Origin of the sequence: Citrobacter sp. Cpo069, from assembly GCF_030332785.1 — a bacterium.
Taxonomy (GTDB): domain Bacteria; phylum Pseudomonadota; class Gammaproteobacteria; order Enterobacterales; family Enterobacteriaceae; genus Citrobacter; species Citrobacter portucalensis.
Genome location: NZ_JAOWHD010000046.1, coordinates 1 through 14,597 on the forward strand (window position 1 = coordinate 1; position 14,597 = coordinate 14,597).

Annotated in this window: 12 protein-coding genes; 4 read left to right on the forward strand and 8 right to left on the reverse strand. The window is 52.4% G+C overall.

Going from position 1 to position 14,597, the window contains the following annotated elements; all coding sequences use genetic code 11:
• The first annotated feature begins 214 nt into the window (after nt 1-214).
• Together OGY08_RS09615 and mdtD are read left to right on the forward strand one after the other, a co-directional pair.
• Nucleotides 215-919 (forward strand): FadR/GntR family transcriptional regulator, encoded by a 705-nt coding sequence (locus OGY08_RS09615; RefSeq protein WP_003023753.1) that lies wholly within the window; start codon nt 215-217, stop codon nt 917-919.
• Between the two features lies 1 nt (nt 920).
• Complete coding sequence (gene mdtD / locus OGY08_RS09620) at nt 921-2,348, forward strand: multidrug transporter subunit MdtD (RefSeq protein ID WP_008786557.1); 1,428 nt, start codon at nt 921-923, stop codon at nt 2,346-2,348.
• Here mdtD and rbsR read toward each other — a convergent pair.
• From rbsR to kup, 7 genes are all read right to left on the reverse strand, one after another.
• Complete coding sequence (gene rbsR / locus OGY08_RS09625) at nt 2,314-3,306, reverse strand: ribose operon transcriptional repressor RbsR (protein WP_125363086.1); 993 nt, start codon at nt 3,304-3,306, stop codon at nt 2,314-2,316. The two genes, mdtD and rbsR, sit on opposite strands and share 35 nt — an antisense overlap.
• A 3-nt stretch (nt 3,307-3,309) precedes the next feature.
• A complete protein-coding gene (gene rbsK / locus OGY08_RS09630) occupies nt 3,310-4,239 on the reverse strand; it encodes a ribokinase (protein ID WP_003826997.1) in 930 nt (309 codons plus the stop codon).
• 141 nt (nt 4,240-4,380) lie between these two features.
• Nucleotides 4,381-5,271 carry a ribose ABC transporter substrate-binding protein RbsB gene (gene rbsB, locus OGY08_RS09635; protein WP_003023760.1) on the reverse strand — a complete coding sequence of 297 codons (891 nt, stop codon included), beginning with the start codon at nt 5,269-5,271 and terminating at the stop codon, nt 4,381-4,383.
• Nucleotides 5,272-5,295: 24 nt separating this feature from the next.
• Nucleotides 5,296-6,261: a ribose ABC transporter permease gene (gene rbsC, locus OGY08_RS09640; protein ID WP_003023762.1), complete on the reverse strand. Its 966-nt coding sequence runs from the start codon at nt 6,259-6,261 to the stop codon at nt 5,296-5,298.
• A 5-nt stretch (nt 6,262-6,266) separates the two neighbouring features.
• Complete coding sequence (gene rbsA, locus OGY08_RS09645; RefSeq protein WP_003023764.1) at nt 6,267-7,772, reverse strand: ribose ABC transporter ATP-binding protein RbsA; 1,506 nt, start codon at nt 7,770-7,772, stop codon at nt 6,267-6,269.
• A 7-nt stretch (nt 7,773-7,779) separates the two neighbouring features.
• Entirely contained in the window at nt 7,780-8,199 is a 420-nt protein-coding gene (gene rbsD / locus OGY08_RS09650; protein WP_003827001.1) for a D-ribose pyranase, read from the reverse strand.
• Between the two features lie 192 nt (nt 8,200-8,391).
• A complete protein-coding gene (kup, locus tag OGY08_RS09655; protein ID WP_003827003.1) occupies nt 8,392-10,260 on the reverse strand; it encodes a low affinity potassium transporter Kup in 1,869 nt (622 codons plus the stop codon).
• A gap of 329 nt (nt 10,261-10,589) precedes the next feature.
• Between kup and ravA the strand changes: the two genes are divergently transcribed.
• A complete protein-coding gene (gene ravA / locus OGY08_RS09660; RefSeq protein ID WP_125363085.1) occupies nt 10,590-12,086 on the forward strand; it encodes an ATPase RavA in 1,497 nt (498 codons plus the stop codon).
• Nucleotides 12,080-13,531, forward strand: coding sequence for an ATPase RavA stimulator ViaA (viaA, locus tag OGY08_RS09665; RefSeq protein WP_241177178.1), 1,452 nt, complete (start codon nt 12,080-12,082; stop codon nt 13,529-13,531). Before ravA ends, viaA begins: the two co-directional genes overlap by 7 nt.
• 3 nt (nt 13,532-13,534) lie before the next feature.
• Here the strand turns inward: viaA and asnA are convergent, their stop codons facing one another.
• On the reverse strand, nt 13,535-14,527 hold the full coding sequence (asnA, locus tag OGY08_RS09670) for an aspartate--ammonia ligase (RefSeq protein ID WP_003827009.1): 993 nt from the start codon (nt 14,525-14,527) through the stop codon (nt 13,535-13,537).
• Nucleotides 14,528-14,597 lie beyond the last annotated feature (70 nt).

Here is a 14,597-nt window from a genome sequence, read left to right on the forward strand (position 1 = left end):
CTTGTAATCCGTTGTTCCGTGTCAGTGGAGGCGCATTATAGGGAGTTATTTCAGGCTGACAAGGGGAAATTTAAAATAACTTTCCGAGTGCGTGTTTTTTCACCAAAACAACCATTAACATGCCATAAAATAAGCAAATTGCCGTTTTTGCAGCCGCAATCACACTTCCAGGTGGCATACTAATGAATAAGAAAAAGAGTAAGGAAGAACATTCATGCCGTTAAATGCCCAACAGCTAGCCGCACAGAAAAACTTGTCCTACGTTCTGGCCGAAAAGCTGGCTCAGCGAATATTAAAAGGTGAATACGCGCCGGGTGCGATATTGCCTGGCGAAATAGAGCTGGGCGATCAGTTTGGCGTGAGTCGCACCGCGGTAAGAGAGGCGGTAAAAACATTAACGGCAAAAGGTATGGTATTACCGCGCCCACGTATTGGCACACGCGTCATGCCGCAAGCAAACTGGAACTTCCTTGACCAGGAGCTACTCACCTGGTGGATGACGGAAGATAATTTCCCGCAGGTCATTAAACATTTTCTGGTGATGCGTATCAGCCTGGAGCCTCAGGCGTGCTTACTGGCAGCGACTATAGGTACGGCTGAACAGAAAGCGCACCTCAACACGCTGATGGAAGAGATGGTCGAGCTGAAAAGAAACTTCAGACGCGAACGCTGGATTGAGGTTGATATCGCCTGGCATGAGCACATCTATGAAATGAGTGCGAATCCGTTCCTTATTTCCTTTGCATCTCTGTTCCATTCGGTTTACCAGACCTACTTTACCTCTATTACCTATAACGATGTGGTGAAACTGGATTTGCACCAGGCCATTGTCGACGCAATAGATGATAACGATGGCGATCGCGCCTTTGCTGCCTGTCAGGCATTGCTGATAGCACCGAACGTGCTACCGGATAAATAATATGTCAGAAAAGAAATCACGCAGTATGGCCGGGCTACCGTGGATAGCAGCCATGGCCTTTTTTATGCAGGCACTAGACGCCACGATCCTCAATACCGCCCTACCCGCAATAGCACATAGTCTTAACCGCTCTCCACTCGCCATGCAGTCGGCCATTATCAGCTATACCCTGACTGTCGCGATGCTGATCCCGGTAAGTGGTTGGCTGGCAGACCGATTTGGTACCCGACGCGTCTTTATGATTGCCGTTAGCCTGTTTACGTTGGGATCGCTGGCCTGCGCGCTGTCCAGTTCCTTAAGCGAGCTGGTGATTTTCCGTGTCATTCAGGGGATCGGTGGCGCCATGATGATGCCCGTTGCCCGTCTGGCGTTATTGCGTGCTTACCCCCGCAGCGAACTGCTTCCCGTGCTTAACTTCGTCACCATGCCAGGACTTGTGGGGCCGATTTTAGGTCCGGTATTGGGCGGTGTACTGGTTACATGGGCCAGTTGGCACTGGATCTTCCTGATTAATATTCCAATTGGCATTGCCGGTATCTTCTATGCCCGCAAATATATGCCGAACTTCACCACGCCACGCCGCGGTTTTGATATGACCGGTTTCTTTCTGTTTGGTTTGAGCCTGGTGTTGTTTTCCAGCGGCGTTGAATTGTTCGGTGAGAAGCTTGTCGAGACCTGGGTCGCACTCGGTATTATTCTTGCCAGTGTGTTGTTACTACTCGCCTATATTCGCCATGCGCGTCGCCACCCAACGCCGCTGATATCGCTTCCGATATTTAAGACTCGGACCTTTTCTGTTGGGATCGCCGGAAACCTCGCCACTCGCCTGGGCACAGGCTGCGTGCCCTTCTTAATGCCGCTGATGTTGCAGGTAGGATTTGGATATCCGGCTCTGATAGCCGGCTGCATGATGGCGCCAACAGCGTTGGGTTCAATTCTGGCAAAATCCATGGTGACGCAGGTTCTGCGCAAACTCGGCTACAGGACCACATTGGTGGGTGTTACGGTATTTATCGGCCTGATGATTGCGCAGTTCGCTTTGCAATCTCCTGCCATGCCGATCTGGATGCTAATCCTGCCGTTGTTCATTTTAGGTATGGCGATGTCCACCCAGTTTACTTCAATGAATACCATCACTCTGGCGGATCTGACCGATGAAAATGCCAGCAGCGGCAACAGCGTATTGGCTGTTACTCAGCAGTTATCAATCAGTTTAGGGGTTGCCATCAGCGCCGCCGTTCTGCGTATCTATGAAGGTATGGAAGGAACCAATACGGTCGAACAGTTCCACTACACCTTTATGACGATGGGCGCTATCACGGTAATATCCGCGCTGATGTTCATGCTGCTAAAAGCCAAAGATGGACGTAACCTGATCAAAGATCGGCACAAACCTAAACCGACCCCCGCTCCATCAGAACAGGAGTAAGCTGCAAACGCTGTTGCTGTAATGCTGGCTGCGCCATCCGGTGAATTAATACATCGATGGCCAGTTCGCCCAATTCATCTTTTGGTTGGTGGATGGTCGTCAGGGGCGGCGTCATATAGCGCGCCAGCTCGATATCATCGTAACCCACCACAGCCATATCCTGCGGAATGCGCAATCCTGACTGGTACAGAGCCTGATACGCGCCAACTGCCATAGCATCATTGCCGGTAAAAACAGCCTGCGGTCGCTGTTTATGCGACAGCAACGTTTGCATAGCTTCAAAGCCGCCGCCGAACTCAAAGTCACCGGTAATCTCGTAGCCTTCCGGGACAGACAACCCCGCCCGCTTCATTGCTGCCCGATATCCTTCCAGACGCAAACGCGCCGGGGTTTTATCCAGCGGCCCGGTGATGCAGGCAATGCGCGTAAAACCTTTTTCGATAAGATGTTGCGTGGCTAAATCCCCGCCCAGCAAGGAGTTATCCTGAATCAGATCGCTTTCACCATCAAAAGGCGACCAGTCCATCATCACGGTCGGTATAGAAGGATAACGCTGTATTATCTCTCTGGAAGGCTGATGTGTTTCGGTGCAGAGCAGCAACAAGCCGTCCACACGTTTTTGCATCAGAGTTTCCAGGTTACGGTTCATGCGCTGTTCATCGCCTTCGGTATTGCACAGCACCAGGCTGTAGCCGCGCTCAAAACAGCTACGTTCAACGCCGCGCACTAGTTCAGAATAGAAGGGATTGGTACTGGCAGTGATTAACATGCCAATCGTGCGGGTCTGGTTTAACTTGAGACTACGCGCCAGCGCGGAGGGCGCGTAGTTAAGCGCTTTAATTGCAGCTTCTACTTTGTCAGTGACGGACTCACTGACAAAGCGATCTTTATTAATGACGTGAGAAACCGTCGACGTGGAAACACCCGCCAGGCGGGCGACGTCCTTCATTGTAGCCAAGCGTTACCTCTGTTGACTTAAAAACGCTTCTATTTCTTCGCGCCACGGAACGGAAGGCTGTGCGCCTTTACGGGTAACCGCAATCGCCGCAGCGGCATGCGCAAAACGGATCGCTTCAGGCAGCGGAGTCTCTTCCAGCAACGCCGTAATTAACGCGCCATTAAAGGTGTCTCCAGCGGCAATAGTATCAACGGCTTCCACTTTAAAACCGGGCACACGCTGTCCTTCGCCATTAACGCTGGCCCACACACCGCGACTACCTAAAGTAATCAGTACAGTATGGATACCTTTAGCGTGCAATGCCTGCGCCGCTTTGGCCGCGTCTTCATCATTTTCGACCCGGATCCCCGTCAGCTTTTCAGCCTCGGTTTCATTCGGGGTAATAATATCCACCAGCGCCAGCAGTTCATCAGAAAGTTCACGTGCCGGTGCCGGGTTCAGGGCGACCATGGTCTTATTTTGATGTGCAATCTTTGCTGCAGTCAGTACGCTTTCGATCGGCGATTCTAACTGCATAAGTAAGGCGGACGCCTGAGCAATACGCTCATGCTGCGCTTCCACCAGCGCTGGCGAAAGAGCTGCGTTCGCTCCGGCATGAATGCCGATAACGTTCTCACCTTCACCATTCACAAAAATCAACGCCACACCGGTCGATTCCCCCGAAATTACGCTAATCGGCGCAATATCGATGTTATCTTTGGCTAACTGTTTACGCACACTTTCGCCAATATCATCATCGCCCGTACAGGCAATGAATGCGATATTCGCGCCACTACGACCCGCAGCAACAGCCTGATTCGCGCCTTTACCGCCAAATGCGACCTGATAATGGCTACCTGTTACGGTTTCACCAGGTGTCGGGAAAGAGTTAAGGTTAAGGATGTGATCGGCATTGATACTGCCAAGAACAACGAGGTTGCCTGCGGTTTTCATATTTGGTGTTCCAAGTCAAAGTGCGCCACCGGGTTAGGGTGGCGCGTGCCCTGCTTTTCTTTTTACGCTTTCATCCCCAAAATCAGATACGGGGATGGCGTATTTATGTCTCCATCAGGCCGCGAGCGACCTGAATCGGTATTACTGCTTGATGACCAGCTTCAGGTCAACCGGATATTTAGCCTGAACCTTCTCGCCTTTCAGGACTTTATCCGCAGTCTCAACGCCTTTCGCGCCGATCTGATCCGGCAACTGAGCAATGGTCGCAGCCAGTTTGCCATCATTTACTGCTTTTTCGCCATCTGGAGTGCCGTCAAATCCAACCACCATCACATCAGATTTACCCGCGGTTTGCAGTGCGCGCAGCGCACCCAGCGCCATTTCATCGTTCTGGGCAAATACGGCCTGCACATCAGGATGCGCGGTCAGCAGGTTCTGCATGACGTTCAGACCTTTGGTGCGGTCGAAGTCTGCCGGCTGGCTGGCCAGTACGTTAAATTTGTGTGCCGCAACGGCCTGCTGGAAACCTTCGCCACGCTCACGCGCCGCTGAAGTTCCGGCAATCCCCTGCAGTTCGATAACTTTCGCGCCTTCACCTGCTTTCTTCGCGATGTAATCACCCGCAATTTTGCCACCCAACACGTTATCAGACGCGATGTGGCTTACTACTTCGCCTTTGGAGGCAACACGGTCAAGGGTAATAACCGGAATTTTTGCCTGGTTAGCCATCTTCACAGCATTACCAACGGCATCAGAGTCAGTCGGGTTGATCAGCAGAATTTTAGTTCCACGAACCGTTAAGTCCTGAACGTTAGCCAGCTCTTTCGCCGGGTTGTTCTGCGAGTCCAGAATCACCAGGTTGTAACCCAGCTTATCCGCCTCTTTTTGCGCCCCATCCTTCAGAGAAACAAAGAACGGGTTGTTGAGGGTGGAGACCACCAGCGCAATGGTATCTTTCGCCATCGCATTCGCGCTCACGGTGGCGCTCAGCGCAACAGCAGAAACCAGGGTAGCCAGTTTTTTCATGTTCATATTTAAGATGTCCTGTAATCGTTGTTACTGCTTTTTGTTGTCTACCAGTACCGCCAGCAAAATTACCACCGCTTTGACGATCATCTGGTAATAGGAGGATACACCTAACAAATTCAAACCATTATTGAGGAAACCTAGAATCAATGCGCCGATCAGCGTCCCAACAATACGTCCTTTACCACCCGCCAGGCTGGTACCGCCTAACACCACCGCTGCGATAGCATCCAGCTCATAGCCAGTACCTGCCGTCGGTTGTGCGGAGGAGAGTCGCGCGACTTCAATGATGCCCGCCAGCGATGCCAGCAGACCGCACAGTGAGTAAACGATAATTTTGATTTTACTGACGCTGATACCGGACAAACGCGTTGCCGCTTCGTTACCGCCCAGCGCATAGATATAACGGCCCAGACGAGTGTGGTGCAGCATGTACCACGCCGCGAGGAAGACAATCCCCATGATCCACACAGGCGTCGGGACGCCTAACGGACGACCAATACCAAACCAGCCAAACAGATCGGCATTATCAGTAAACCCGGTATTTACCGGACTGCCGTTGGTGTAGACCATGGTTACACCGCGCAGCAGCAGCATCATCACCAGCGTTGCAATAAACGCCTGCACGCGGCCTTTTGCAACAATCACCCCGGTGACGGCGCCAATGGCAGCGCCGAGCGCCAGGGCAGCAGCAACAGCCACCAGCGCATTGACTTCAATCCCTACAATCGAAGCTGCAACCGCGCCGGTAAGCGCCAGCAAGGAACCGACTGACAGATCGATACCCGACGTCAGGATAACCAGCGTCATGCCAACGGCCATGATGGCGTTCACCGACGTTTGCTGGAGAATGTTGAACAGGTTATTAACGGTAAAAAAGTTAGGGCTCATGGTAGAAACAATCGCGATCAGCACTAACAGAGCGATGAGCGACTTTTGCTCCAGAAGCCATGCTTTAGTGAAATAACGGCGACCAGAAACAGCCTGGGTAGTCATCTTTTTTACTCCTGATTCACGCGATTAAGCTTGCCCACAGCGGCAGCCATTAATACTTCCTGAGTGGCCTGCTCGCGAGTGAACTCACCGCCGAGATGCCCTTCATGCATAACGATAATTCGATCGCTCATGCCCAATACTTCTGGCATCTCAGAGGAGACCAGAATGATGCTCAGCCCGTCAGCCTTAAACTGGTTGATAAGCTGATAGATTTCTTTCTTGGCCCCAACGTCAACGCCGCGCGTTGGTTCATCAAGGATCAGCACTTTTGGCCGGGTCATCAGACCGCGCGCAATCGCCACTTTCTGCTGGTTACCACCGGAAAGCAGGCCGATAGCCTGTTCCATTGATGGTGTTTTAACATTGAACAGACGAATAAAATCACCCACCGCCTGCTGCTCATCTTTATGTTTAAGGCTTCCACCGGCGCGGCTGAAATAACGCAGCGCGGTCAGTGACATGTTCTCTTTCACCGACATGCCCAGCACTAAGCCATCGCGTTTACGGTCTTCAGAAATATAGACGATGCCGTTAGCCAACCCATCCTGCGGCGAACGGGTAACCACTTCATGGCCATCAAGCGTGACGTAACCGCTGGTGCGCGGCAATGCGCCGTACAATACTTTCATCAGTTCGGTACGTCCGGCCCCCATCAGCCCGGATACGCCAAGGATCTCGCCTTTACGCAGCGTGAACGAAACATCGTTTACGCCAGGACCGCACAGGTTATCGACCTTCAGGCGAATATCACCCGGCGCTTTTTCCAAGCGCGGGTACTGATCTTCCAGCTTACGTCCCACCATCATTTCAATCAGCGAGTCTTCAGTCAGCGAGGCAACCTCACGTTCGGCAATAAACTGCCCGTCGCGGAAGACGGTTACGTCATCGCAAATCTCGAAGATCTCTTTCATACGGTGAGAAATATAGACAATGCCGCGTCCCTGGGATTTCAGTTCGCGGATGACGCGGAACAGGGATTCGGTTTCGGTATCGGTGAGGGCATCCGTCGGTTCATCCATAATGATGACCTTCGATTCAAAGCTCAGCACTTTGGCAATTTCGACCATCTGCTGATCGCCAATCGACAGCTCACCAACCAGTCTGTCGCTTTTAAAGCGCAGATTCAGTTTGGCGAGCAGCAGATCAGCTTCGGCGTACATCTTCTTCCAGTCAATTTTGCCAAAGCGATTCACAAACTCACGGCCAAGAAAAATGTTCTCGGCGATAGTGAGTTGCGGGATCAGGTTCAGCTCCTGGTGGATGATACCGATTCCGGCTTCCTGGGAGGATTTCGGGCCGTTAAAGGTGGTCTCTTTCCCCAGCCACAATAAAGAACCGGCATCACGGGTATAGATCCCGGTCAGCACTTTCATCATGGTGGATTTGCCCGCGCCGTTTTCGCCCACCAGCGCCATTACGCGGCCAGGGTAGACATTCAGCGCGGCGCCGGATAGCGCTTTTACGCCCGGGAACGCTTTATCGATCCCTTTGAGTTGCAGTAATGCGTTCATGATGGCCTCAGAACGTGACGCCAGCACAGAGAATGATATTCGCATACGGAGAACATTCTCCGCTGCGAATTACCGCCTGACTGTCTGCGGTTTGTTTTTTGAATTGTTCATGCGTGGTGTAACGAATTTCTATGGTGTTTCCCTGGTGTTGTTGCAGTTGCTCAATGTGGCTGAGCAACGTTTCGTGGAGTTGCGGATTATGTTGTTTAATTTCCGACGCGAGAATGGCTGCCTCGACCTGCATTTCACGTGTGACCACATCCAGCACCTGCATAAAAGAAGGTACGCCCTGGGTTAATGCCATATCAATACGCGTTGTGCTGTTCGGGATGGGTAAACCTGCATCACACACCACCAGCGTATCGGTATGCCCCAGACGGGAGATCACCGTTGAAATTTCAGAGTTGAGTACCGTGCCTTTCTTCATTTTCTTTCCCCACTAGCGAAACGTTTCGCTGGAGATAAGTGTAGTGCGAAGAGTGGACAGAAAACCACCGCGACGTTACGAAAATGTGATCGCCATCGAAACGTTTCGCAAGGATTATCATTTGATGAAATGAAAACTGAGAGGGGCAAAACAAAACGCCCCCTTTCGCGATGAAAGAGGGCGTCGATGAGATTAAATCTCTACCTGAGTACCAAGCTCAATAACCCGGTTCGGTGGGATTTCAAACTGGTCCGGCGCGCGCAGCGCGTTGCGCTGTAGCAGCAGATACAGCTTGCCGCGCAGACGCAGGTACCATGGCCGCTTGCCAACAATCAACGACTCATGCGACATGAAGAAGGACGTTTCCATCATCCGACAGCTTAAGCCTTCCAGGCCGCAGCGATGGAACACTTCCTCCACGTTCGGCGTTTCGCGCCAGCCGTAGCTGGCCACCACGCGCCAGAAGGTGGGCGATAACTGCTCAATCTGCACCCTACGCACGTTGTGCACGTATGGCGCATCTTCCGTACGCAACGTCAGCAGAATAACGCGCTCATGCAGCACCTTGTTATGCTTGAGGTTGTGCAGAAGTGCAAACGGGATGACGTTTAATGCGCGGGACATATACACCGCCGTTCCCGGCACGCGTACCGGTGGCGATTTCTCCAGAGAAGCAATCATCGCCTCCAGAGAGTTACCGTGTTCATGCATGCGACGCAGCAGACGGAAGCGTTCGCTTTTCCAGGTGGTCATGATGGTGAACATCACCAGACCCAGCGTCAGAGGCAGCCAACCACCGGAAATAAGCTTATCGAGGTTCGCGGAGAACAGCGGAACATCGACGCACAAGAACGCCACCAGGATCAGGAAGACGAAGTATTTATTCCAGTGCCAGTTTTTGCGCGCCACGGTGGTCGACAGAATTGAAGTCAGTACCATCGTCCCCGTTACCGCAATCCCATACGCCGCGGCAAGGTTACTGGAGTGTTCAAAGCTCACTATCACGATAACTACCGCAAAATAGAGCATCCAGTTAACGAAAGGAATGTAAATCTGGCCCGATTCCATTTCCGAGGTATGGATGATACGCATCGGCGATAAATACCCCAGACGTACGGCCTGACGCGTCAGCGAGAAGACGCCGGAGATAACCGCCTGAGAGGCGATGACCGTTGCCAGCGCGGCGAGGATCAACAATGGAATTAATGCCCAGTCCGGCGCCAGCAGGAAAAACGGGTTTTTGATCGCTTCAGGATGCTTTAACAGCAACGCGCCCTGCCCAAAATAGTTCAGCACCAGTGAAGGCAATACAACTGAGAACCATGCCAGACGAATCGGCAATTTACCGAAGTGGCCCATATCCGCATACAGCGCTTCAACACCGGTAATCGACAGCACCACCGCACCCAGCGCGATAAAGGACAGCGTTTTGAATTCGAGGAAGAAATGCACCGCCCAATACGGATTGAGCGCCTGCAACACTTCCGGATTGCCAATAATACTGCGCACGCCTAATACCGCGAGCGTCAGGAACCATAGCAGCATAATCGGCGCAAACAGCTTACCGACCATACCGGTACCGTGTTTTTGAATCAAAAACAGCAGGGTCAGCACAATTATCGAGAGCGGAACAATCCAGGTATCCAGTTGCGGGGCAACTATCTCCAGACCTTCAATTGCAGACATCACCGAAATGGCTGGCGTAATCACCACTTCACCATAGAAGAAGCTGCCGCCTATCAATCCCATAATGACCAGCATGGAGGTTGTTCGCGCCGAGGTATTGCGCCCGGCCAATGACATCAGCGTCAGGATCCCGCCTTCTCCGGCGTTATCTGCGCGCATGACAAACGTCAGGTATTTAATGGAGACAACAAAGATCAGCAGCCAGAAAATCAGCGAGAGAAAACCAAATACGGCATCACGTTCAACGCCAAAACCAAACTGGCCGGACAAACATTCACGAAGCGTATAAAGTGGGCTGGTACCAATATCACCGTAGACAACCCCAATGGCCGCAAGGGTAATCGCAGACAATGATTGTTTATTATCAGTGCTCATAGACTCGTCTTTCGTTTATACACATCATCTTTCAAGCCACTCCGTATGGGCTGCATTCGTTATTCCCCCCATCCCAGAAGAAAACTCCATTGCCGCCTTGGTGCAGCTTGATTGATTTGGTGTATATATAAGAAATGTGTGCGTCGTCCCTTGGCCCACAAAAAGGCGCACAGTATGCACGATTAATCACAAAATCGTACCCCTAAATGAGACCAGATTAATCTGGCTCAAAGAAAAATAAGCGCACCTTCAGTCTATTACTGCAATGGTGTGAAGCATCTATACTCGCAGTTTATGCAGTACATTTGGCGAAAGGACGCCACTTCATTATGGCTCACCCACATTTATTAGCGGAAAGAATTTCCCGTCTGAGCAATGCGCTGGAAAAGGGACTTTATGAACGTAGCCACGCCATTCGTCTGTGTCTGCTGGCAGCACTCAGCGGCGAGAGCGTTTTCTTATTAGGCCCCCCGGGGATCGCAAAAAGCTTAATTGCCCGCCGACTGAAGTTTGCCTTCCAAAACGCACGCGCCTTTGAATACCTGATGACGCGCTTCTCTACGCCCGAAGAGGTGTTTGGTCCGCTGTCCATTCAGGCATTAAAAGATGAAGGTCGCTATGAACGCTTAACGGCGGGCTATCTTCCTGAAGCTGAAATCGTTTTTCTCGATGAAATCTGGAAAGCAGGCCCGGCAATCCTTAACACCCTGCTGACCGCCATTAACGAACGTCACTTCCGTAACGGCGCGTATGAAGAAAAAATTCCAATGCGTCTGCTGGTGGCGGCTTCCAACGAACTGCCTGAAGCCGACAGCAGCCTGGAAGCGCTGTACGACCGTATGCTGATTCGTCTGTGGCTGGATAAAGTTCAGGACAAGGCCAATTTCCGCTCCATGCTGTTAAGTCAGCAGAATGAAAGCGACAATCCGGTCCCGGCATCATTGCAGGTGACGGATGAAGAGTATCACCAGTGGCAAAAAGACATTGGTGCCATCAAGCTTCCAGATCGCGTGTTTGAGCTCATTTTCACGCTGCGCCAACAGTTGGACGTGTTACCGAATGCTCCTTATGTGTCCGATCGTCGCTGGAAAAAAGCGATCCGCTTACTCCAGGCCAGCGCTTTCTTTAGCGGACGCGATGCGGTAGTACCTATCGACCTGATCCTGCTGAAAGATTGCCTGTGGTACGACGCGCAAAGCCTGAATCTGATGCAACAGCAGCTTGAAATATTGATGACCGGACACGCCTGGCAACAGCAAGCCATGCTGACGCGCCTGGGCAGCATTGTGCAGCGCCGCATTCAGCTCCAGCAGCAGCAAAGCGACAAAACGGCGTTCACGGTGATCCGCCAGGGCGGAATGTTCAGCCGTCGTCCTCATTATGATTTACCGCCAGAAGCCTCGTCTTCTGTCGTGACATTACTGCTGCAAAAGCCTTTAAAACTGCATGATATGGAGGTTATCCATATAGCTTTCGAACGTGGTGCGCTGGAACTGTGGCTAACAAAAGGCGGTGAGATCCGCGGAAAACTAAACGGGATCGGCTTTGCCCAAACGCTGAATATGGAAGTCGATAGCGCACAGCATCTGGTTGTACGCGATGTCAGTTTACAAGGTTCTCGCCTGGCGCTGCCGGGGGCTTCGCAAGAGAGTATGCCCGCAGAGATAAAACAGGAGCTTGAAGCGCTCGATAACGAGTGGCATCAGCAGCACAGCGCATTCAGCGAACAGCAAAAATGCCTGTTTATTCATAGCGACTGGTTAGGCCGCATTGAGGCCAGCCTGCAGGATGTCGGGGCGCAAATCCGCCAGGCGCAACAATGCTGACCCTTGATACGCTCAACATCATGCTGGCAGTCAGCGAAGAGGCGATGATCGAAGAGATGATCGTCGCCCTGCTGGCTTCCCCAAAGATGGTGGTATTTTTTAAAAAATTTCCTCGCCTTAAAAAAGCGATCACTGACGACATTCCCCGCTGGCGTGAATCATTGCGTAGCCGCCTCAAAGATACCCATGTACCGCCGGAGCTGATAGAGGAGGTTATGTGCTATCAACAAAGCCAGCTCCTCTCTCATGCGCAGTTTATCGTTCAGCTACCGCAAATATTATCGCTATTGCACCGCCTCCATTCGCCGTGGGCCGGGCAAGCGCAGCAACTGGTCAATGACAACAGCACCTTTACGCCTGCCCTACATACGCTTTTTCTCCAGCGCTGGCGCCTGAGCCTGGTGGTGCAAACCACAACGCTGAATCAGCAACTGCTGGAAGAAGAGCGCGAACATTTGCTCAGTGAAGTACAAGAACGGATGACCCTCAGCGGGCAACTGGAACCTGTACTGGCAGAAAATGACAACGCAGCAGGCCGGTTGTGGGACATGAGCGCGGGCCAAATCAAGCGCGGTGATTATCAGTTGATGGTGAAATACGGAGAATTTCTGACGCAACAACCCGAACTCCAGCGCCTGGCCGAGCAATTAGGTCGTTCCAGAGAGGCGAAATCCGTGCCGCGTAAAGATGCGCCAATGGAAACCTTCCGTACGCTGGTGCGCGAACCGGCAACCGTCCCGGAGCAGGTGGATGGCATCCAGCAAAGTGACGATATCCTGCGCCTGCTACCGCCAGAGCTGGCCACGCTGGGCATTACCGAACTGGAATACGAGTTCTACCGACGGCTGGTGGAAAAGCAACTGCTCACCTACCGCCTGCACGGCGAAGCATGGCGTGAGAAAGTAACGGAACGTCCGGTGGTGCATCAGGATTTTGACGAGCAGCCGCGCGGGCCTTTTATCGTCTGCGTTGATACCTCGGGATCGATGGGCGGGTTTAATGAGCAGTGTGCGAAAGCCTTTTGCCTGGCGCTAATGCGCGTCGCCCTTGCCGATAACCGGCGCTGTTTCATTATGCTGTTTTCAACAGAAGTGGTGCGCTATGAGCTTTCCGGTCCGGAGGGCATCGAACAGGCGATCCGCTTTTTAAGTCAGCGCTTTCGTGGCGGCACTGATATTGCCAGCTGTTTTCGCGCCATAATTGAGCGCATGCAGGGTCGGGAATGGTTTGATGCAGATGCGGTGGTGATCTCAGATTTTATCGCTCAGCGATTGCCCGATGAGGTCGTCAGCAAAGTAGGGGAATTACAGCGGGTACACCAGCACCGTTTTCACGCGGTGGCGATGTCAGCACATGGCAAACCCGGCATCATGCGCATTTTCGATCATATCTGGCGCTTTGATACCGGGATGCGAAGCCGCCTGCTCAGACGCTGGCGGCGTTAATTGTTACAGCAGAGATGCGACGCTTTCACGTACCTGGGCCGGCCATACGCCACACTGAACCTGACCAATGTGCGGTAATTGCAGCAACAGCATGGTCAGACGCGACTGCCCAATGCCGCCACCTATTGTCTGCGGCATTTCACCGCGCAGCAGCGCCTGGTGCCACTCCAGACTCAGGCGATCTTCATCACCGGTCAGAGACAGCTGGTGTTTCAGGGCGTCAGCATCCACACGAATCCCCATAGAAGACAGCTCAAACGCATCTTCCAGAACCGGGTTCCAGACCAGAATATCACCGTTCAGACCGGCATGACCCAGCTCGGACGCTGAACTCCAGTCATCATAATCGGGCGCACGTACGTCATGACGGTGACCGTCACTGAGCTTACCGCCGATCCCCACCAGGAATACCGCACCCAGCTCTTTAGCGATCGCACGTTCACGACCTTTTGCATCAAGATCCGGATAACGAGATAACAGCTCCTGGCTATGAACAAAGTGGATCTGCTCTGGCAGGAACGGTGCCAGACCAAACTCTTTGCTAACCGCAGCTTCGGTGGCCTTAATTCCCGCCCAGATAGCCTCTACCGTGCTTTTCAGAGTGGAGAATTGACGCTCACCGTCGCCCATCACGCGCTCCCAGTCCCACTGGTCAACGTACACTGAGTGCAGCGGGGAGAGGCGATCTTCATCGGGACGCAGGGCTTTCATGTGCGTGTACAGCCCCTCGCCTGCGCTAAAGTCGTGTTGTCCTAACGTTTGACGCTTCCACTTCGCCAGTGAATGAACCACTTCGAATTGAGCGTCTGGCAATGCTTTAACCTTCACCTGCACCGCTTTTTCGCAGCCCGACAAGTTATCCTGCGTGCCATCTCCAACGCGACTGAGGATCGGCGCCTGAACTTCGATCAGGCCTAAACGCTCTTCCAGCTGGCGAGAAAAATGAGATTTTACGAAGCTAATTTGACGTTGTTTGGCAATGTAAGCGGTTTTCATTATGTGTACTCCTGTGTCCTGTTGCCTATGATTAAGCAACAGAATGGAGGTAATAATCAATAATCAACAA